This window comes from Agrobacterium vitis, from assembly GCF_037039395.1.
Classification (GTDB): domain Bacteria; phylum Pseudomonadota; class Alphaproteobacteria; order Rhizobiales; family Rhizobiaceae; genus Allorhizobium; species Allorhizobium vitis_E.
Genome location: NZ_CP146241.1, coordinates 59,071 through 78,321, shown reverse-complemented (window position 1 = coordinate 78,321; position 19,251 = coordinate 59,071). Strand labels below are relative to the sequence as shown.

Annotated in this window: 19 protein-coding genes and 3 pseudogenes; 15 read left to right on the top strand and 7 right to left on the bottom strand. The window is 56.8% G+C overall.

Features of this window, described 5'->3' with window-relative positions; translation table 11 throughout:
- Nucleotides 1–113: 113 nt before the first annotated feature.
- Both V6582_RS00425 and V6582_RS00420 read right to left on the bottom strand, forming a co-directional pair.
- Entirely contained in the window at nt 114–1,307 is a 1,194-nt protein-coding gene (locus V6582_RS00425) for an MFS transporter (RefSeq protein WP_156634821.1), read from the bottom strand.
- Between the two features lie 603 nt (nt 1,308–1,910).
- Nucleotides 1,911–2,390: a MarR family winged helix-turn-helix transcriptional regulator gene (locus V6582_RS00420; protein WP_156634820.1), complete on the bottom strand. Its 480-nt coding sequence runs from the start codon at nt 2,388–2,390 to the stop codon at nt 1,911–1,913.
- 531 nt (nt 2,391–2,921) lie between these two features.
- On the opposite strand from V6582_RS00420, the gene V6582_RS00415 reads away from it, so the two are divergent.
- From V6582_RS00415 to V6582_RS00400, 4 genes are read left to right on the top strand one after another with little or no spacing between them, the layout of a single operon-like run.
- Complete coding sequence (locus tag V6582_RS00415; RefSeq protein ID WP_156634819.1) at nt 2,922–4,397, top strand: FAD-binding oxidoreductase; 1,476 nt, start codon at nt 2,922–2,924, stop codon at nt 4,395–4,397.
- Nucleotides 4,397–5,713, top strand: coding sequence for a (Fe-S)-binding protein (locus V6582_RS00410; protein ID WP_156634818.1), 1,317 nt, complete (start codon nt 4,397–4,399; stop codon nt 5,711–5,713). Before V6582_RS00415 ends, V6582_RS00410 begins: the two co-directional genes overlap by 1 nt.
- Before the next feature lie 2 nt (nt 5,714–5,715).
- The gene (locus V6582_RS00405; protein WP_197434526.1) at nt 5,716–6,921 is read left to right on the top strand and encodes an FAD-binding oxidoreductase; all 1,206 of its coding nucleotides are present in this window, start codon (nt 5,716–5,718) and stop codon (nt 6,919–6,921) included.
- On the top strand, nt 6,891–7,415 hold the full coding sequence (locus V6582_RS00400) for a hypothetical protein (RefSeq protein ID WP_197434525.1): 525 nt from the start codon (nt 6,891–6,893) through the stop codon (nt 7,413–7,415). Before V6582_RS00405 ends, V6582_RS00400 begins: the two co-directional genes overlap by 31 nt.
- Before the next feature lie 113 nt (nt 7,416–7,528).
- On the opposite strand, the pseudogene V6582_RS00395 reads toward V6582_RS00400, so the two are convergent.
- Nucleotides 7,529–7,779, bottom strand: a pseudogene (locus V6582_RS00395) (IS66 family transposase); the annotation flags it as partial.
- 346 nt (nt 7,780–8,125) lie between these two features.
- On the opposite strand from V6582_RS00395, the gene V6582_RS00390 reads away from it, so the two are divergent.
- The 3 genes from V6582_RS00390 to V6582_RS00380 are packed head-to-tail and all read left to right on the top strand — an operon-like array spanning nt 8,126 to nt 10,499.
- Nucleotides 8,126–8,815 (top strand): phosphoribosylanthranilate isomerase, encoded by a 690-nt coding sequence (locus V6582_RS00390; protein WP_156634824.1) that lies wholly within the window; start codon nt 8,126–8,128, stop codon nt 8,813–8,815.
- 9 nt (nt 8,816–8,824) lie between these two features.
- A complete protein-coding gene (upp, locus tag V6582_RS00385) occupies nt 8,825–9,502 on the top strand; it encodes a uracil phosphoribosyltransferase (protein ID WP_197434523.1) in 678 nt (225 codons plus the stop codon).
- Nucleotides 9,474–10,499: an EamA family transporter gene (locus tag V6582_RS00380; RefSeq protein WP_349508862.1), complete on the top strand. Its 1,026-nt coding sequence runs from the start codon at nt 9,474–9,476 to the stop codon at nt 10,497–10,499. Before upp ends, V6582_RS00380 begins: the two co-directional genes overlap by 29 nt.
- A 107-nt stretch (nt 10,500–10,606) precedes the next feature.
- Here V6582_RS00380 and V6582_RS00375 read toward each other — a convergent pair.
- From V6582_RS00375 to V6582_RS00360, 4 genes and pseudogenes are all read right to left on the bottom strand, one after another.
- A pseudogene (locus V6582_RS00375) lies at nt 10,607–11,060 on the bottom strand (IS6 family transposase); the annotation flags it as partial.
- Between the two features lie 43 nt (nt 11,061–11,103).
- Nucleotides 11,104–12,582 carry a UdgX family uracil-DNA binding protein gene (locus tag V6582_RS00370; RefSeq protein ID WP_156634817.1) on the bottom strand — a complete coding sequence of 493 codons (1,479 nt, stop codon included), beginning with the start codon at nt 12,580–12,582 and terminating at the stop codon, nt 11,104–11,106.
- A complete protein-coding gene (locus V6582_RS00365; protein WP_156634816.1) occupies nt 12,579–13,811 on the bottom strand; it encodes a putative DNA modification/repair radical SAM protein in 1,233 nt (410 codons plus the stop codon). Before V6582_RS00365 ends, V6582_RS00370 begins: the two co-directional genes overlap by 4 nt.
- Before the next feature lie 63 nt (nt 13,812–13,874).
- Nucleotides 13,875–14,825, bottom strand: coding sequence for an IS481 family transposase (locus tag V6582_RS00360; protein WP_349508861.1), 951 nt, complete (start codon nt 14,823–14,825; stop codon nt 13,875–13,877).
- On the opposite strand from V6582_RS00360, the gene V6582_RS00355 reads away from it, so the two are divergent.
- The 8 genes and pseudogenes from V6582_RS00355 (at nt 14,817) to V6582_RS00320 (ending at nt 19,057) form a co-directional block, all read left to right on the top strand.
- Nucleotides 14,817–15,242, top strand: coding sequence for an alpha/beta fold hydrolase (locus V6582_RS00355; RefSeq protein WP_156634451.1), 426 nt, complete (start codon nt 14,817–14,819; stop codon nt 15,240–15,242). The two genes, V6582_RS00360 and V6582_RS00355, sit on opposite strands and share 9 nt — an antisense overlap.
- A gap of 43 nt (nt 15,243–15,285) precedes the next feature.
- On the top strand, nt 15,286–15,471 hold the full coding sequence (locus V6582_RS00350; RefSeq protein ID WP_156634452.1) for a hypothetical protein: 186 nt from the start codon (nt 15,286–15,288) through the stop codon (nt 15,469–15,471).
- 122 nt (nt 15,472–15,593) lie between these two features.
- Nucleotides 15,594–15,833 carry a tautomerase family protein gene (locus V6582_RS00345; RefSeq protein ID WP_156634453.1) on the top strand — a complete coding sequence of 80 codons (240 nt, stop codon included), beginning with the start codon at nt 15,594–15,596 and terminating at the stop codon, nt 15,831–15,833.
- Nucleotides 15,834–16,094 (top strand): hypothetical protein, encoded by a 261-nt coding sequence (locus V6582_RS00340; protein WP_156634454.1) that lies wholly within the window; start codon nt 15,834–15,836, stop codon nt 16,092–16,094. It begins immediately after the preceding gene.
- A gap of 14 nt (nt 16,095–16,108) precedes the next feature.
- Complete coding sequence (locus V6582_RS00335; protein WP_234889847.1) at nt 16,109–16,609, top strand: hypothetical protein; 501 nt, start codon at nt 16,109–16,111, stop codon at nt 16,607–16,609.
- A complete protein-coding gene (locus tag V6582_RS00330) occupies nt 16,572–17,195 on the top strand; it encodes a hypothetical protein (RefSeq protein WP_234889848.1) in 624 nt (207 codons plus the stop codon). The genes V6582_RS00335 and V6582_RS00330 overlap by 38 nt, the downstream gene beginning before the upstream one ends.
- Before the next feature lie 370 nt (nt 17,196–17,565).
- Nucleotides 17,566–18,275, top strand: a pseudogene (locus V6582_RS00325) (IS6 family transposase).
- Between the two features lie 356 nt (nt 18,276–18,631).
- Entirely contained in the window at nt 18,632–19,057 is a 426-nt protein-coding gene (locus V6582_RS00320) for a type II toxin-antitoxin system HicB family antitoxin (protein WP_156634455.1), read from the top strand.
- Nucleotides 19,058–19,251 lie beyond the last annotated feature (194 nt).

The window sequence follows — 19,251 nt, the reverse complement described above, 5'->3', positions numbered from 1 at the left end:
CAGAGACAAATGGATTTGGTGCGCCTCCGGTTAATTCCGGGGCGTTTCGACGCTGCTGCTTATGTAAAATTCGGGTCTGGAATCCGTCAGGATTCCCATGCGGGCTGTGCGGCCTAATGGTCGTGACGGGTCACAACGGCCAGTGGGTCGTTGGTGTGTGAGGGCAACAGGCGCATCAGCACCAGCATGAGCCCACCCACAACACAGGCGGCCACCAGAGCGGTCGCAACGCTGATGCCTTGATAGCCCATTGTCTGGACCAGTATGCCGCCGACCAGGGGGCCAAGCGCTCCGCCGCCCATGGTAATGGCCGGGTTGGCCGCCACAGCGCGGCCGGTTGGCTCCACTCGCGACAACAGCCCGAAGAGAAAGGTGTGCGAGAAGATCATGACAAAGGGAATGAAGATTGCCGAGGCGGCAAAGCCGGGAATGCTGAGCGCATGGGTCATGCCCAGAGAAAGGGCGGTTTGAAGCAGCACGCCGGCTACTCCCACGTAAACCGGATGAAACTTCTTCTCAAAAAGAACAGCCAGCGGGGCCGGAATGAGGCTGAGAAGGGCAACGCCCACAAGAATGCCGTTGATGGTGGATGCGGGCCAACCATGTCCATTGGCAATGCGCTCGACGAAGCTGAAATTCATTGCCTGATTGAAGTTCATGCCCAGCAGAGCGGCGATGAGAAACCAGACGACGGGCTCAAAACGTGGCACGCGACCGGATTTGGCTGATGGTGTTTTCTCCGTCTTCGGCATGATTGCGCTGTGGGGAAAAAGGAGCCAGTTGACTGCGGCAGCTATCGCCATAACCCCGGCAAAGATCAAAAACAGGTTGCGTGGCTGCGTGGCGGCAATCACCTGCGTCGCAAACACGATGAAGATGACACTAAATATACCGAAGCCAATGGTGGCGTAAGCGAATGTGCGATGAGGGTTGCTTGTCCGGCCGATGGTGCCATGGACCGCCGACAAAGCAGTGCCGATGCAAAGGCCGGCGCAGAGGTGAAGCGCGAGAAAGATTTCGAAACCCGATGCCATCCAGAGCGCCGCAAAGGACAAGGCTGCTCCGGTAAAACCCGCACCGGGCACCCAGCGCATGGAAAAACGATGAAAAAGCGGTGCAAGACCGCAACTGGCAACCACCACCCCCAGGAGAAACGTGGTGACAAGTCCTCCCGCTTGGGCAGATGAATACCCATAGCCCCCCATCAGTCCACCGACCCACATGGGAAGAGAGACCATATCGATCATGCCGGCCGAGTGGCCGACGATGAGGGCCGTGCGGGTGCCTTTTCTATCAAGATTGGTCATGAGGCCCTCCCGGTGGAGAGCTCACCAATCAACGGCTGAGCCGACACATGCGGCGGCGGACAGAGCACCGCTGCCCACCGCGTGCCAATCTTCAACAAAACAGGGCTCCAGGACAGATGGGCCGTGCGACAGATCAAAAGTCCGCTGCATAATTCCTTAAATCGGAATCGATTGAAGGTGGAAATCACACCGCAGATATAAAACGCTACAGCGAACCTTTGTGCGCCATATAGGGCGCACAGTGCCGCAGCGCCCGCGCCAAAGGGCGCGGCCTGACAACGTAGAAACACAGCCATTTTTTCTCCTCCCAGAGACACGGTTTTGGTGTGTTGCAAAAACGTGTCCCAGAGAAGATATCGCCATTTTGAAAATAGTCAATTAGATTGACTATGATAATTACTTTGCAAAAACAGTCTGTGCTGCTCCTACAGCGCCGTGCGTTTTATAAAGCGCACAAAGGACGCTGTAACACTTTAAATCTGCTGCATAATTTTCACCTTCAATCGATTCCGATTTAAGGAATTGTGCAGTAGAGTTATCCTTTCGGAGAAGCCGGCTTCCACTTTTGCCAGGCAAGCTTTAATCCAACGAAGACGGCTCGCGTCAATTTTTCTGGATCTTGTCTTCAGTTGCCCGGCTCTCGGTGGAACCAAGCGCGGGCGGCGCCCCCCAGTCCATCCCCAGGGCCGCCCGTAGGACGGACATTCTGTCCTGGCCTATAACGGTTGCCAGATGGTCTTCGACGTGCTCCAGAGCGGCGAATATGTTCGTCAGTTCAATATGCCCTAGAGGGCTGAATTCGATCACGGATGCGCGCGCATCTTCCGGGTCCGGCTTGATAAAGATGTAACCCGCTGCAGTAAGATCTGCCAGCATAAGGCTGACGGCTTGCTTGGTTACGCCCATCGTGCGCGCCAAGCGCGTCGGACGCCGCTCCCCAAGGGCAATATTGATCAAAAGCATGGCCTGCGCCCGTGTAACTGGTGTCTGTCCCTGCAACTCCTGTGAGGCTCTCAGCGCTTCGTCAAACCAGTAGATCGCTCGCAGAAAGCGCGGAAGTAAGGGAGGGGTTTTCGAATTCATTCGTACATTTGCCCTTTGTTTGCTTGTCATTGCTGTTGCTGTCGGACCCTTTTTCGAGGGGTTTATGCAGCTATCGTTGTGTGGCCCACTTGGAGGCCTCTTCTGCAGCCGTGCGCAGGTCTCGTTTATTTGCAAGATGTTAAGGTGGGCGGGGTCGTTATATAATGGATATGTTCTGCCATTTCTTTGTGAGGCTGACGGTCTCCCTGTTGCATTTTCTTTTTCATCTTTAGCGCTGGTGGTGGCAAGTCGCCACAAGTGGTTTGATAATTTTATAGTCAAGCTACTTGACGATATTTGAGGGGCGTGCCTATCATGAGGCAACAATTATAAAGAGTGGCCATAGGCTTGAAATGGGAGGTAAGTCATATGTGCAGCGACCCTTTATCGGGGGCGCTGGAGCCTGTCTGCGCGCGAAAAAATCAGCAGACCCAGCCCGGCGCGACACCCAGACTTTTTGCGGCGGTTGCCGTCACTCCCCGTTGCGGGGAAGACACCCACACCCCATCCAGAATATAAGGACATCACACCATGGCAGCAACTGCTAGCCTTGCCGCTGTGCGGCAGAAACTTATCCGGCGTTCCGAGGTGGAAAGCCTGCGTGCGATTGGGCTTGACGCCGAGGAGGCCAGCCTCGCACCGTATATGCCCGCAGATCCATCTGGCCGCGAGGCACCGCCGCTGGCGGTCGTGCGACCGCGCAGCACGGAGGATATCGTCGCCGTTATCGGCTGGGCGCGGAAAAATGGCACGGCCCTGACCACGTTCAGTTCCAGTAGCGGCCCGCGGCTGCGCGGCGCAACGGCAGAACGGCCCACCGTTTTTGTCGATCTGAGTGGCATGAATCATCTCTTGCAGATCGATCAGCAGGATGCGGTTGCGGTGATCGAGCCGGGTGTTACCTTCGGCAATATCGATGCGCTGCTTGCTCCTCAGGGGCTGCGCGCCTTCAAGCCGCTGTTGCCACGCGCGTCAAAATCCGTGCTGACAAGCTATCTGGATCGCGAACCCAACCTGCAATCGTCTGAGCAATGGGACGTGCTCGATCCCTTCGGCGGTGCGCAGCTGGTGTTTGGCACCGGCGATGTCTTTCGCACCGGCAGCGCGGCCATCAGCGGCACCCTTGATGAACACTGGAAGGCGGGCTTGCGCTATCTTACCGCCATGGGGCCAGCAGGCACGGATTTTCTGCGTGTTGTGCAAGGCTCGCAAGGCACGCTTGCCATTCTCAATTGGGCGGCCATTTTGTGTGAGCGCCTGCCAGTGCGCGAAGAGGCGCGCTTTGTGGGAGCCGATAGTATCGCTCCGTTGGCACGGCTCTCGGCAGAACTGCATCGGCGGCGTATCGGCATGGCAAGTTTCATTACCAGCAATCTGCACCTTGCCTCCGTGCTGGAGCGTGAGCCGAACCGCATTGCCAATCTTGCCGCACGCCTGCCAGCTTTCACGCTCTATATCCAGCTGACCGCGTCTTGCGATTTTCCCGATGACAAGATTGCCTATCAGCTGGCCGATGTCACCCAGCTCTGTGCGGATGCAGGACTGGTGGCAAGCCCGGATCTGGCCGGGCATTCCGCCAGCCGGATTGCGGAGCTACAAGCCAATCCACCTGCCAGCAACTACAAGGACCGCATCGCGGGTGGCCATCGCAGCGTGTTTTTTATCAGCCAAATGGACCGTGCAGAGCAGTTCATAGCGCTGGCACGGGAACGGGTGGGTGCAAATCTTGCGATTTACGTCCAGCCGCGCCTGCATGGCCGCAACTGTCATGTGGAATTTGTGCTGCCCTTTGATCCGGCATCAATAGAGCAGATATCGGCAGCCAATGCGCTTGCGGATGAGCTGGCCAAAGCCTGTAGCGCGGCTGGCGGCTTTTTCAGCCGGCCCTATGGAGCATGGGCCGAGATGGCCTTTGCCCGCAATCCCACCGTCAAGCCATTGCTGCGCGAAACGAAATCCATCTTCGATCCGGACCATATTCTCAATCCAGGGAGGCTTTGCTTCTAATGACCCCTATCAGCCCAACCCTCGAAAAGCTTCACGACAAACTTGGCACCTGCACGCGCTGCACGTTTTGCAAATGGGTGCCGGAAGTGCGCAGTCAGGATTTTGCAGAAATCTGTCCCAGCGTTCAGCACGGCAAATTCTTTTCGCACACGGCAGGCGGCAAGCTCATTGCGGCCTATGCACTGTTGCATAATCGTGTCGAATACACGCCGGACTTCATTCAGAATGTCTATTCCTGTTCCATGTGCGGTGGCTGCGATACCAGCTGCAAGACATTGTTTGCCGATTTCGTCGAGCCGCTCGATTCGCTCTATGCGCTGCGCCGGAAGGTGACGGCAGACGGGCATGCACCAGAGCCATTGCGCGAAATGCTCGCTCATCTGCGCGCACTGGGGAATGCAAGAGGGCTGCCCGCCTCAATGCGCGGTGAATGGGTCTCTGGCCTGAACCTGAAGCAGACCAAAACAGATCAGGCACCGGTTCTCTTCCATGTTGGCGATGCGGCTTTCGATCGCGACGAATGGCCTTTTATCCGCCATATGGCTTCCGAGCTTCAGCAGCGTGATGTGGATTTCGTCATTGGTGGTGTGGACGAGCCGGATAGTGGCGGTCTTGCCTATGATATCGGCGATCAGGATCTTGCTGCGGATCTGGCACAGCAAACCCTTGCCTGGCTCGGCAAGAGTGGGGCAGGCACACTCATCGTCTATAGCGATGACGCCTTTTCCGCTTTTCGCAATATCTACCCGCGCCTTGGTGTTTCACTTGGCAGCATCAAAGTCATTCATATCGCGCAGTGGCTGGCCGAAAATCCCGTCACCGTGGCCGCTGGTCAGAAGCGCGACACTGTCACCTATCACGATTCCTGTCGCCTTGGGCGGCTGGGCGAAGAGCGCCATCCGTGGGAGGGCGAAATAGTGATGGCCTATAATTCCATTCCGATGCGTGCGCCGGAAGGGGAGCTCTACCTTGGGGTCAATGGAGTTTATGAAGAGCCCCGGCAAGTGCTGCGGGCTGTGGATGCCGAGATTGTTGAAATGGAGCGCATTCGGGAATTCGCCTTCTGCTGCGGTGCAGGCGGTGGCGGCAAACAGGCAAGCCCCGATTTTGCCCGCGCGGCGGCCCGCAACCGGTTACAGGAAGCCGAGAGCACCGGGGCAGAGTTCCTCGTGACCAGTTGCACAGCGTGCAGCAGCCACATGAAAGAAGTGGCGCAGGAGGAAGGGTCTTCGATCCGGGTTTATGGATTGGTCGAATATCTCCATGCCCGACAGACCGCATCCGCCCCCGACGCATCCCATAAGGCTGGAGAGTGACCATGGCTCATGATCGCAACGAAGTTTTGCAAGCGCTTCAATCCATTGTTGGTGAAGCCAATGCCACCAATGATCCGAGCTTTATTGCCAGTTATGCCTGGAATGGTGGCGTCGGTTCGATGCCGGGGCCGAAATTTCTGAAAAATTGGCCGATTGCCGTGGTTATGCCGGGCTCGGCAGAAGATGTGGCCGCCATCATCAAATGCTGTCTCGCCCGCGGGCTGTCTTTTCGTCCGTTAAGTTCCGGCAATGGTGGAACCTATCTCAGCGCCAGCGAAAATGTGGTGGTGATGGACCTGTGCCGTATGAATCGTCTGATCAAGATGGATGCCGCAAACCAGATGGCGGTGATCGAGCCTTATGTCACAGCGGGCCGATTGCAAGCGGAGGCCATGAAAGTGGGGCTCAACTGCCATATTGTCGGGGCGGGGCCGTCGCATTCGCCGCTGGCCTCGGCCACGTCCTTTCTCGGGGTTGGCATTACCGGTGCCAGTACTGGTGCCAATTTCCGCAATATCCTGGGCATAGAATGGGTTACGCCACAGGGAGACATCGTTCGCATGGGCTCTCTTGGTGGCGATGATGACTGGTTCAGCGAGGAGGGACCGGGGCCGGGTTTGCGCGGCATGATCCGCGGTCTCATTGGCGCAAATGGTGGTCTCGGTGTGTTCACCCGTATTGGCTACAAGCTTTATCCGTGGGCCGGACCTAAGCATTTGACCCTGACAGGGCAAAGCCCAATGCGTGGTATGGCAATGGAGCCAAACATGCGCCTGTTCCTGCCCGTATGGGACACGATTGAGCAGATGCGCGACGCCAGCTTTCGCCTGAACCGCACAGGCGTTGCCTTCGCACTGCTCCGTATGCCGCCAAACCATATCGGCTGGACGCTGACGGCGACCAATGCCGAATATGCGCGCCGCCGCGAGGCGGGCGACTTGCCGGAATGCGCCCGTCCCGAAAACCGGTTTAGCTGGCAAATCCTGACCATCGGCCATTCCCCGGGGCACACGGCCTATCAGGAGAAAACGGTGCAGCATATCGTCGCGAGCACCGGCGGGCGGATGATTCCGATTGAGCAGAAGGATGCGGAAGTGTTGCTGCGCACGCTGGTGACGTCGCTTTACTCAGCCGCGTCTTCCGTGGTGCCGGTTCTGGCGGCACCAGCTTCGGCGTCATGGAGACCTTTAACCTGCTGCCGGACGTGATCAAGGCCAGCGAGGATATTATGGCAAAAGATCGCATGCCTGGCCGCAATTTCGCAGCCGACGGCAAGGAAGGCTGCTGGGTCTGGCCAACCGAGAGCCGGCAATTGTGGACGGAAAACATTCTTGCATCGCAGGCCGGTACAGTGAAAGGCATCGGAGCGGGTTGGAAAGGTTTCCTCAAACACCTTGATATGGTGGACCGCAACCCAAGGCTCGGACTGATGGGTTTTATGGCGGGACCATTGATTGAACTGTTCGGTCCGCGCTACAGCAACGTTACCGCATGGATGCGACAGATCAAGCGGCGCGTTGATCCGGCTGGGCTGGCGGACGCCACGGTGCATGTCAGCGCCAAACAGCTTCCGATTGCCAAGAAATGGCCGACACTCCAGAAAATCGCTTTCTCAAAAGCAGGCGCTCCGGCGCTCCATCTGGTCTGCCTGTTGCTGGGTGTGATCAGCAAAAAGGAAAAGCTGCCGGATCGAAGAGGGTAAACATGCCCGACAATCTTACAGCGTCGCGCGTTTTATAAAACGCACAAAGGACGCTGTAACACTTTAAATCTACTGCATAATCCCTTAAATCAATTCGGATTCAAGGGATTATGCAGGATCGGCACGGTCGTGTCGTCGCCATGTAGCCGATCAGCGGCCAGAACGTATGCCTTGATCAACGAATGGAGGGCTTCAACGCCGCGGCACAAGCACCAACCTTGTCGACCAACGTCGATAAGCTGAGGTCGATGCCCTCGCGGGCATAGTGTTCGATCTGGCGATTGAGCGGTTGGTCTTGAGCGAACTTCTCGAAGAGAATCATCGCCAGCAGGTTCGGTCCGGCAAAGCCGCGCGGCGTTACATGGGGTTGAAACAGGATTAGTGCGAAATCATACGTTTAGCCGGGTAAATGATGATAGCCCTCGATTTCCGTTCGCAAAACCGGGTCCATAATCGTTCTTCGCCCAGAACTTAATGTTCTTCAACCGACAAGCTGCGGAAATATGAGGGGATTCGGTTAGCCTACGATTTCCCCCTAGTCTTGTTCTGACCCTAGTCGCGGAGCTACACCACGTTCAGTGACATGCCCCTCCCTCGACATCAAACCCCAGTTACGTCGGTTGTTACCAAAAGCGATCTTCTGCGCCGTTCCGTTTGGCCATCTTGTCCACCGCGTTGCACGAAACCGACTCATATGAATGGACCAATGGATGCAAAATATTGTTCAGGTTGCCGGCATTATTGATGCCGAAGAGGCGAAGCTCTGCTTTGAAAAGGGCGCGGACTGGATCGGATTTCCTCTGCGCCTCCCGTCGGGGAAAGACGATATTTCTGAAGCTGACTCTACGACAATCATCAAAGGCCTCAAGACGCCGCAGCGCGCGGTTCTCATCAGCTACATGACGACCGCCGACGAGGTATCGCAATTTTGCGACCAGCTCGGTCTGGATGCGGTGCAGATTCATGGCGACATTCCGATGCCGGAGCTTGTCAAGCTGCGTTCCGATCGGCCGGATCTTTACCTACTCAAAAGTCTGGTTGTGTCTGCCGACAACCTGCCGGAACTGCGCAAATTGATCGACGATAGCGCTGAGTATGTCGATATGTATATCACCGACACGTTCGATCCGAAAACCGGTGCGAAGGGCGCGACCGGTCTGACTCATGACTGGAATGTGAGCGCGGAATTGGCCCGCTACTCCCCCAAGCCCTTGATGATGGCGGGCGGTCTATCGCCGGACAATGTGTATGACGCGATCCTTGCGGTGCGCCCAGCAGCAGTGGACGCGCATTCCTTGCTGGAAGGAGTGGACAAGCGCAAATGCGCGGAAAAGGTGCGGGCCTTCTGTGCCGAAGCCAAAAGGGCATTTTCCGAACTTTCGCTCCAGGTTACCCAGTAGAGCGCCGCCATGCCTTTGATCGAACTTCCCCAAACGCAGAGATTGCGGGCGCTTCATGCAGAGATGCGCCGCGCGACCGCGCCCCGCGAGACTTTCGTCGCCAACGCCAATTGCGTGATCCGCAATGTGCTCGAGCTTTGTCTTGACCAGTTGCCCTACTGTGATCGATCAGTGCAAACCCCTTTCGGGGCGACCTATCTGGGTACCGCGCTGGATGCGCCCCTTTGCGCCGTTTCGATTGTGCGCGCAGGAGAAAGCATGGAATTCGAATTGTCCAAGATGCTGCCCGCCATTCCTATCGGCAAGATCCTGATCCAGCGCGACAAGATCACCAAACAACCAAGACTATTTTACAGCGCGCTGCCCGAAGATATCGCACAGCGCCATGTGATTGTGATGGAGCCCATGCTGGCGACCGGTGGCTCAGCGCTGATGGCTATCTCGGAATTGCTGAAGAAGGGCGTGCAGGAACAGCATGTCGTCTTTGCCAATATTCTCGCCTCCCCTGAAGGGGTCAAGCGTGTCAGCGCGCGCTATCCGCATGTGACCATCGTGAGTTCATCGATCGAGCAGCAACTAAACCAGGAGGCGTTCATGATCCCAGGGATTGGAGATTTCGGGGATCGTTATTTCGGCACAATCAGTTCTGGAGGGCAAAATGGACAACAAGTCGAGGCAGCGGTTTGATCTGTTAATCACAGCGTTGGTTCCGCTCGTTTGGGGCAGCACCTATCTTGTGACAACCCAATTCCTGCCGCCCGGTATTCCGCTGACCGCGGCCGTTTTACGTGCTTTGCCCGCAGGGCTTATTCTGGTGTTGCTGCAAAGGAAAATGTTGCAGGGCCACTGGTGGTGGCGCGCGGCGCTTCTGGGGGTGCTGAATATTGGCGCTTTCTTTTACTTCTTGTTTCTGGCGGCTTATCATCTGCCCGGCGGGATTGCGGCGCTGCTGATGTCGATTCAGCCGGTTATCGTTCTCATTTACAGCGCGATTTTATTTCGCAACCCGGTGCGCGCGACGCAGATTCTGGCGTGCCTTTGCGCGGCGTTGGGGGTGGCGCTTGTCGCGCTGCGTTCCGATGTCATGCTCAATACCCAAGGAGTGACCGCGGGTCTGGCCGGGGCGTTCTCGATGGCGACGGGGATGGTATTGGCCAAGAAATTCGGTCGCCCCGACAATATGTCGCTGCTGGCGCTGACCGGCTGGCAGCTGACCTTTGGCGGCTTGGCTCTGGTGCCCTTCGCGTTGATGACTGAGTCCTTTCCCGAAACGCTCACGCTGCGGAATATCGGCGGACTCAGCTATCTCAGCCTGCTGGGCGCGCTCGTGACCTATGCGCTTTGGTTCCGGGATCGCGCGTCTGCCTGCCTTGACCGTGTCGTTTCTTTCGCTTCTCAGCCCGCTGACAGCGGCCATTTTGGGGGCGGTCTTTCTGGGACAGACACTGACTTGGATTCAGTTTGGCGGCGGCGTGCTGGTCCTGGTTTCGGTCTATCTGTCGCAGCCACAGGTGAGTTTCTTCGGCTTGGGCTCGGCATTTCGGAAGCAATTATCAAGCAAACCGGCCCAAGGAGGATAATGCAGATTAATACATCCATGTGGCGTACGTCTTTCGCTAGTAAATCTCCCACCAAGAAAAGCAATTTTGATATTAAGAAAATTAATTTTGATCATGAGGTGTAAAAATAGTTCCCCTTGTTGCAAAACGAAAGCTTTCGGGCGCTCAATAACTGGCATCGTAAAATTAATGGACGAAGGGGCCCGCGAAAGACGCTATCCGCGGATATCTTTCATGCTCGAGCAATTTTCGCCCACAGTCTCATCGCCTCTGCGCGCAGTTCTCGATGATGGTTGGAGGTGATGTCGTGGCGCGGGATGTGAAACAGGTTGGCGATCGGATCGTGGAAGGAGACGAAGCATTGTAGATGTCGCCGTGATTTGAAGCGCTTCATGATCCGCTCTCGCCGCCGGACTGGCTGGTGAGAATTCTCCGCCCGATTATTCAACCCTTTGTGGGAGCGATGCTCTACACCCGGCATGATCTCTCGCTTTGCTGCGCCATAGGACCGTAGCGTGTCGGTGATAATTACACGGGGCGACTGTCCCTGGCTCTTCAAGAGCTTGCGCACCAGTCGCTTGGCGGCCTTTGCATTTCGCTGACTTTGCACGAGCAACGTCCAACACAAAACCGTCCTGGTCAACTGAGTGCTACAGCCAATCCTTCTTGCCGCGGATTGAAACAACCTGACCTGAGCCACCGACCGATGAGTTTGAGGGGCTTTTGCCCTTATGCAACAAGCCTACCGATCTGGCTTATATCGTCTCGAAAGCGCGCGAGTTCTTCGTTTCTCTTGATCTCGTCTGGAATACGCAGCAGGTAGGACGGATGAACGGTGACGAATAGATGTCGCGTCTCGTCCATGACAATTGGCCGGCTGCGGACATCCTCCAAACGGTCCTTTCGATCGGTGAGCGAAAACAGCGCAATTGCGCCCATGGCGACAATCAGTTTCGGTTTCACCATATCGATCTCTTTGGTGAGCCACCACCTGCATTGCTGCACCTCTGCGATATTCGGGCGCTGATGGATACGGCGCTTTCCCCGTGGCTCATACTTGAAATGCTTCACCGCGTTGGTGACGTAGAGCGCCCGCCGGTCCAGGCCTGCCTGCGCCAGAGCCTCGTCGAACACGCGGCCCGCCGGTCCGACGAACGGCCTGCCTGCGAGATCCTCCTGGTCCCCCGGCTGCTCTCCAACGATCATGACCTTTGCATCGACAGGCCCTTCGCCGAACACGGTCTGTGTTGCCCGGCAGGAGAGATCACATCGATTGCAGCGTCGCGCTTCCTGGCGTAGCGCGTCTATCGTGTCCGCGTCGGCGGCTGGCGCTGCGGGCACACGCGCGGCGGCGTCCTGGAGGCGATGATGGAAAGGGAGCGGCTCGCTGGCTTGTCGGTGCGCCATATCGATCAGCTTGGCTTCCGCCCCGGCGATCAGGCCGGGAATAAGCTCTGCCTCCGGCAGGTTCTTCCAATATTTCTTCGGCATCTCCGTCATCATCATCTTCACCTTCAAGCGGGCGGGATTGAAGATGGATGCATAATATATGCGCCAGAGATCGTCGGTTTCATCGCGTATATCGGGCTTTACCGCCGGTTCGGTCGACGTCAGAAGTGTCTGGCCATCCCAGGACGCGGACCCGTGGGGCGTCAAAATAATCCAGTCCATGTCATTGAACCGACGTTGGAAAAACGGCGCGACACGCGCGACGATAAAGTGGTCAGGCTCAAACCAGGCGACAAAGCGCCGACGGCCTGCAACACCGACAGGCAGTGGCACTTCCTTGAAGCGCAGGAAGGCGGTCATCTTATGATAATCGCGCCCCACGGATTTCTGCATCCGGTACGCCAGCGCCACATCGGCATCTGTCTTCACCTCAAGAAGGTGCCTTTCCTGCCTCAACCGAAAGAGAAGGCGATACAGCAAGGCGAAGCGGCCGGGATCGGAATGACACACAACGGCTTCTCCAAGCTGAAGGAAGGCTGCCGGGACGGACATCTGCGCCGTTCCACCTGTGGGTTCTGCCGGGCTTGGCGTGCTGCCCTCTTTGGATTGGCTTGCATCAGCACCAAACAGCCCCTGTTCATCACCGATAAGCCGCCAGTCGATTGCCTTTGGTTCGATCCCGGCCTGTAGGCATCGTCGCGCCGCCTCGCGCCATTCAGACAGATCACCGCGACCTTCGAGAAAGCAGGTCTCAGTCATAATAACGATAATTGTTCGGGCTTCGGCATGAACATCGCCCGCAGGTCGGCGCGATCGATCAAGCGATGCGGCGTCCAGCCCTCAGCAATGATGAATGGCTGGACTTTTTTGAGGGACACGCCAAGACGCCCGATATCCTCGAGCCGCAGCCGCTTGAACCGCCGTGTTGAGAGAATGGATGTGACGGTCTTTGTGCCGAAGCCAGGCACACGCAGAAGCGCTTCCTTGTCGGCGAGATTGATGTCGACTGGAAATCGATCCCGATGGCCAAGCGCCCAGGCCAGTTTCGGATCGAGGTCGAGATCGAGCATGCCGTCTGGCCGTGCCGCCGTGATCTCTGCGATGTCGAACCCGTAGAAACGGTAGAGCCAGTCTGCCTGATACAGTCGATGCTCCCGCATCAGCGGCGGCTTGATCAGCGGAAGGTTTTTCGACGAATCCGGGATCGGGCTGAAGGCGGAATAGTAGACACGCTTCAAGCCATAGCTCCCATAGAGCCTCGCACTGGTGCCAAGGATGGTCGCATCGTCGGCAGCGTCGGCGCCGACGATCATCTGGGTGCTTTGCCCGGCGGGTGCGAACCTCTTTCGCCGCTTGGTCTGTAGGGTCGGGTCGGCCATTTCTTCGATCTTCAAGCGCAAATTGCCCATCGACTGGCGAATGTTGTCGGGCCGCTTTTCCGGGGCGAATTTCCCGATGCCCGCATCGGTCGGCAATTCGATATTGATCGAAAGGCGATCGGCGTAGAGCCCGGCCTCCTCAATCAGTTGCGGCGATGCCTCGGGAATGGATTTGAGATGAATATAGCCATGGAAATTATGTGTCGTGCGCAATTCGCGAGCGATGCGGACCATCTCTTCCATTGTGTAATCGGAAGAGCGGATGATACCAGAGGACAGAAAGAGACCCTCGATGTAATTGCGGCGATAGAATTCGAGTGTCAGCCAGATGACGTCCTCGACTGAAAACCGTGCTCGCTCAACATTGCTGGACGATCGGTTGATGCAATACGCACAGTCGTAAATACAGAAATTCGTCATCAGGATTTTAAGGAGAGAAATGCATCGCCCGTCCGGCGCATAGGCATGGCAGATCCCGGAGCCCTCCGTCGATCCCAGCCCGCCTGCGGCTGCCGCGTTCCGCTTTGTCGTTCCGCTGGAGGCGCAAGACGCATCGTATTTTGCGGCATCCGACAGAATGGCGAGGCGTTCTTTGAGTGACTTTTTCATACGATGTTCACTAAATGTTCTAATCGTATCTGTCAATATTTGCGCGGTCTACAGTTCGATCCTCTAGGTGTTTAGTCCCGGCATTTGATGGATCGGATCAATGATGAAACGATCCGGCACCAAAGTCCATCGTTTACAAATGAATTCGTAGGGCGTGAGGCCTTTTAGGGTCTTGAGCCTTCGCCCGAAATTATAGGCATCAATGAAGTCGGCGAGATGCCTTTTGAGTTGGTCGTGATTGTCGTAGTAGAAACGCTTGACGGTCGCTTCCTTGATCGTCCGGTTCATTCGCTCGACCTGCCCATTGGTCCAAGGATGCTTCACCTTTGTCAGCCGGTGTTCGATATTCTTCTCGTCACAGACCCGGTCGAAGATGTGATGGAAGGCGTAGAGATCGCAGGCCCGATTGGTGAACTGAATGCCGTTGTCCGTCAGAACCGTATGGATGGCATAGGGCACAGCCTTGACCAGATTGCGCAGGAATTGGGCTGCATTCATCTTTCCGGCTTTGGCGTAAAGCTCGACGAAGGCAAACTTGGACGTTCTATCAATGGCCACAAACAGATAGAGCTTGCCCTCAGCGGTCTGGACTTCAGCGATATCGATGTGAAAGTAGCCAATGGGGTAACTCTTGAACTTCTTTTTTGGCTCCTTGTCGCCCTCGACTTCCGGCAGTCGTGAAATGTCATGGCGCTGTAGGCATCGATGTAAGGACGAGCGCGTCAGATGCGGGATTGTTGGCTGAAGGGCATAAAGGCAATCATCCAAAGGTAGAAGCGTGTGCCTGCGGAAGGCGACAATCACGGCCTCCTCCTCAAGGCTCAAGACTGTCGAATGCGGTTCCTTCGGCCCGGTCGCCAAATCGGCAACCGATGTGCGCTTCTTCCACTTGGCAACGGTCTTCGGGTTGATCCCATACCGCTTTGAGAGCGCTCTCAGGCTCTCTTGACTATTTTGTATTGCTCGACGGATTGCCTCTGTCGTTGTGGCGCGACCGTGTAGAACCTGGCCCATAGTGCTTCCTTCCATTCGAGGGAAAATAATGCACCATTAAAGTCCGGGATCAAACACCAAGGGCTGAATGAAGGCGAGACCCCCGCTGCAACGATTGCCGAAATGGCGCGCGACGATATTGCCGAACTTCTGGCCCGCCACCCCGAGGGGCCGGTGACGCTGTGGGGATATTCCTTTGGCGCGCAAGTGGCGTTCGAGGCGGCACAGCAGGGGTTCGAAGTGGACCAACTGGTTCTAGTCTGCCCAGGCAATCCCTCGCTTCCGCCCGAGCTTGCCGCGCTCGATCCGACCAACAAGGCGCTCTCGCGCCCACGACAAGCGGCTTTGGGCGACGCAGCCTATATGGCGATCCTGCTCTCGGTATTTGCCGGTCAGATTGATATTGCACGAACCCGCCGTATCTGGCTATTGCAATAGCGAGCCGACCTTCCTTGACCGTCTTTGGGCGGAACAGCCCGAGATGCCGCGGGAAATGGCAGCGCGGATCATCGGGATCGTCCGCACGACCTACCAGTTCGAATATACATTTGCCGAACTGCTCGGACGCCGGATCAACGCCCCGATGACGGTCATCAAAGCGAAGGGGGATGACTATTCCTTCCTTGAGCAGGCCACCGGCGTTGCTGCCCGCCTCGTGACACTCTGACAATGCCACAGAACCATTATCAGGTGCTCCAGCGGCCCTACGCGGCCGATCTGGCACGGCTCATCCAACACGCGGCCAGCCAGCAGGCTGCTTCGATTACCTCAGCTTTTCAGGATTAGACCTTGCCACATATCGATCTCCCTTATTTCGACCGCCCCCTCAGCGACGCCCAGCGTGCGCGTCTCGATGCTGCTCTGACTCAAGCGCTATGCGACAGCCTCGACGTGCCGATTTCGGCCGTTTCCATCGCGCTGGAGCCTGTCGCGCCAGACGACTGGAACGCAAAGGTTGCCTTGCCGCGCATCGTGGCAAGCGCTGAAAGGTTACTGCGTCGTCCCTGCTACACCTTACCGGAGGTATGAATGAAACAGTTTTCCCTGGATCACGGGCTGACACTGAAGTTCCAGTCCGAAGTAGCGGACGCTTTGGCAGAGGGCCGCCCGGTCGGACCGGGCCTGACCAAATTCATCATGCGCGCGCTGGACACGGCCACTCACGGTAAGACCTCGCGCGCCAATGCCGCGGTGCTGGTGAGCACGGCACAAACCGCCGGAGATATCGCCGTAGCACTTGCGGAAATCGCGCCGCAGCGGAACGCGATCTTTCAATCAGTCAACTCATGAAAAAGATATATCAGATGATAACGGATCTTACTTTCCAATCTACAGCTTATGGCGCCATTCGCGTCGCCAACCGCCTTGTTATGGCTCCGATGTCACGAAATCGCGCTACGGCGCAAGGTCATGCGACCGCGCTAATGGCAAAATACTATGGCCAGCGGGCAAGTGCTGGTCTGATTGTCAGCGAAGGGATGCATCCCTGTCAGGTCGGGCAGGGGTTCGCAAATGCGCCCGGTCTTTTCACCAATGAACAAGCGGCAAGCTGGAAGCCTGCAACCAAAGCCGTGCATGATAAAGGAGGCAAGATCGTCGCCCAACTCATGCATGCGGGGCGAATCGGGCATCCCGACCTCTATCCGTCCGCGCATCGTTCGATTGCGCCTTCGGCGGTTGCTGCGGTCGGAGAGGCCTATACGCCGGGCGGGATGAAGCCTTACCCTCTGCCGCAAGAGATGACAGTGGCCGATATCGAACAGGCCATTGCCGATCACGTCAAACGCGGCCAGACTGGCGATTGAAGCGGGGTTCGACGGGATCGAGGTACACGCCGGCAACGGTTTTCTAATCCATCAGTTCCTGTCGCAAAACACCAACCATCGCATTGATCAGTTTGGCGGGCCTGTCGAAAATCGTATTCGTTTCGCCCAGCAGACAATTGCGGCCTGCGCCGAGGCCATCGGGGCAGGCCGCGTGGGGGTAAGAATATCGCCCGCAAACTCCTATAACGACATTGCCGAAGGCGATACGGATGCGATCTATCGCGCATTGGTCCCTAGTTTGTCGTGTGATCTAGCTTATCTTCACATGATGGAAGCCAATAACCGTGACATGACGCAGCAGATCCGCGCCTTGTGGCAGGGGGCGTTCATCCTGAATCCGCATAAGGATACGCGGTCCTGGCCTACCTCTACCGAGGTGATCTCTCCAATCTTGAAAGAGAACCTCGCTGATGGCGTTGCGCTCGGGGCATTGTTCCTTGCCAATCCCGATCTGGTTGCCCGTCTGAAAGTAGATGCTGTGCTCAATCTTCCCGACGAGGCGACCTTCTATGGCGGCGATAGCCGTGGCTACACCGACTACCCGACGCTCGATCAGGTTGTCTAGCATTTATGATCTTTGGGCTACGTCTCCCAGGTCGCTGACTACGGGAGGCCGAAGGAGCAGGGGGGGCGGTCTCGGTCGCCCCCCACTTAGTCTGGCCCACACGGGTCAGAGCGTGTTTTCATGTCCAAAACGTTGCCGAAAAGTATGAGATTATGAACCTACTAATTCTAGGCGCGACCGGTATGGTCGGACTCCATTAGGTGAACGAAGCACGTCACCGTGGCCATATGGAGACGGCTTGCACGCGTACCCTTCGCCGTCGCTGCCGGCATCGTCCGACCTGCGCTTCGAGGCTCTTGATATTCTGTCGCACCCCGGACGGCATCGTCAACTTAACGGAATCTGGAATTTAATGTGCGAATGACGGGCCATGACAGATCGTGATCCGCTCTATCGCCGACAACGCTTTCCCGCAGAAGCCATTGCCCAGGCCGTGTGGCTTTATTTTCGTTTCCCCTCTGAGCCTGCGAATAGTCGAGGACCTGCTGGCTGCCCGCGGGATCATTGTCTCGCATCAGACCGTCCGGCTGTGGGCGGTGAAATTCGGCCGCACCTTTGCCAACGAGATCCGTCGTCGCTCATCCGGTCGACTTGGGGACAAGTGGCATCTCGATGAAGCCGTTGTTTCAATCCGCAGCAAGAAGCATTCGCTGTGGCGCGCAGTTGACCAGGACGGTTTTGTGTTGGACGTTGCTCGTGCAAAGTCAGCGAAATGCAAAGGCCGCCAAGCGACTGGTGCGCAAGCTCTTGAAGAGCCAGGGACAGTCGCCCCGTGTAATTATCACCGACACGCTACGGTCCTATGGCGCAGCAAAGCGAGAGATCATGCCGGGTGTAGAGCATCGCTCCCACAAAGGGTTGAATAATCGGGCGGAGAATTCTCACCAGCCAGTCCGGCGGCGAGAGCGGATCATGAAGCGCTTCAAATCACGGCGACATCTACAATGCTTCGTCTCCTTCCACGATCCGATCGCCAACCTGTTTCACATCCCGCGCCACGACATCACCTCCAACCATCATCGAGAACTGCGCGCGGAGGCGATGAGCCTGTGGGCGAAAATTGCCCAGGTGAGCGACTGACATTTGATGCACCCAGATAGCCCTTCCTAATAGATAGAAACACCATACAAGGCGCACATTTTTGTGCGCATTCTCTTGTGCTCCGCACAAAAATGTGCGGAGACAGGATGAAACGAGATCAATTTCTCAGACAGCTTCGAAAAATCGCTAAATCAAACGGTTGGGAGTTTGAGATTTTCGAAGACAACGGGAAAGGCTCGCACTAACGGGTAACTCTCAACGGAAAGACCACCACCATCAAATCCGGCGAAATTACCCCATTATACGCAGGCCTCATCAAGAAACAGCTTGGCATCAAATGATGCCAGACCCTTGAGGGGGAAGGATTGTCACTTAACCGAGAAAGGCCTCCGCCTATGCAATTTACCTATAGAGCCTCTTTCAAGAGCGATCCAGACGGCGGTTTCGTCGTTACCTTTGCGGACGTGCCGGAAGCCATCACCGCCGGCGACGACATGAAGAAAGCCGCAGCCAACGCAAAGGAGGCCCTCGGGCTTGCCTTGCGCGGCATCATTCAGGAAGGGCGCCCCCTTCCCGCCCCCGTCGCCACCGAAGGCCACCCGATTGCCGTCGAGGCGGATGTAGCTGCCAAGCTTGCCCTTATCCAGGCATTCCGTGAGGCTGGAATATCAAAGACGGAGCTGGGGCGTCGGATCGGCAAATCCGAGAACGAAGCCCGGCGCCTCCTGGACCCCGACCACGCTTCCAAGATCGGCGTCATGGCCGACGCCCTTGCAGCCCTTGGACGCGAGATCGTGGTATCTGTCCGTGAGGCGGCATAATGCAAATTGTAGGCGCGCGCCCTAACCGCAGGCGCCATTGTATTGCGCTCCTTTAGGCCTTTATGTTCGTTCCGTTCGACGGCACCCTATTTTTCCGGCGGCTTGGTGATCATTTAATGCCGTAGTCGACCTTCACCACGATGAAGGAAGAGGATCGTTTCGGATTGAACGTTCAAGGTGATGACGGGCAGTGG

Bases quoted from the DNA above. Each gene is read 5' to 3' on its own strand.
- V6582_RS00425 (WP_156634821.1), bottom strand. From the start codon at position 1,307: ATGACCAATCTTGATAGAAAAGGCACCCGCACGGCCCTCATCGTCGGC.
- V6582_RS00420 (WP_156634820.1), bottom strand. From the start codon at position 2,390: ATGAATTCGAAAACCCCTCCCTTACTTCCGCGCTTTCTGCGAGCGATC.
- V6582_RS00415 (WP_156634819.1), top strand. From the start codon at position 2,922: ATGGCAGCAACTGCTAGCCTTGCCGCTGTGCGGCAGAAACTTATCCGG.
- V6582_RS00410 (WP_156634818.1), top strand. From the start codon at position 4,397: ATGACCCCTATCAGCCCAACCCTCGAAAAGCTTCACGACAAACTTGGC.
- V6582_RS00405 (WP_197434526.1), top strand. From the start codon at position 5,716: ATGGCTCATGATCGCAACGAAGTTTTGCAAGCGCTTCAATCCATTGTT.
- V6582_RS00400 (WP_197434525.1), top strand. From the start codon at position 6,891: ATGGAGACCTTTAACCTGCTGCCGGACGTGATCAAGGCCAGCGAGGAT.
- V6582_RS00390 (WP_156634824.1), top strand. From the start codon at position 8,126: ATGCAAAATATTGTTCAGGTTGCCGGCATTATTGATGCCGAAGAGGCG.
- upp (WP_197434523.1), top strand. From the start codon at position 8,825: ATGCCTTTGATCGAACTTCCCCAAACGCAGAGATTGCGGGCGCTTCAT.
- V6582_RS00380 (WP_349508862.1), top strand. From the start codon at position 9,474: ATGGACAACAAGTCGAGGCAGCGGTTTGATCTGTTAATCACAGCGTTG.
- V6582_RS00370 (WP_156634817.1), bottom strand. From the start codon at position 12,582: ATGACTGAGACCTGCTTTCTCGAAGGTCGCGGTGATCTGTCTGAATGG.
- V6582_RS00365 (WP_156634816.1), bottom strand. From the start codon at position 13,811: ATGAAAAAGTCACTCAAAGAACGCCTCGCCATTCTGTCGGATGCCGCA.
- V6582_RS00360 (WP_349508861.1), bottom strand. From the start codon at position 14,825: ATGGGCCAGGTTCTACACGGTCGCGCCACAACGACAGAGGCAATCCGT.
- V6582_RS00350 (WP_156634452.1), top strand. From the start codon at position 15,286: ATGCCGCGGGAAATGGCAGCGCGGATCATCGGGATCGTCCGCACGACC.
- V6582_RS00340 (WP_156634454.1), top strand. From the start codon at position 15,834: ATGAAACAGTTTTCCCTGGATCACGGGCTGACACTGAAGTTCCAGTCC.
- V6582_RS00335 (WP_234889847.1), top strand. From the start codon at position 16,109: ATGATAACGGATCTTACTTTCCAATCTACAGCTTATGGCGCCATTCGC.
- V6582_RS00320 (WP_156634455.1), top strand. From the start codon at position 18,632: ATGCAATTTACCTATAGAGCCTCTTTCAAGAGCGATCCAGACGGCGGT.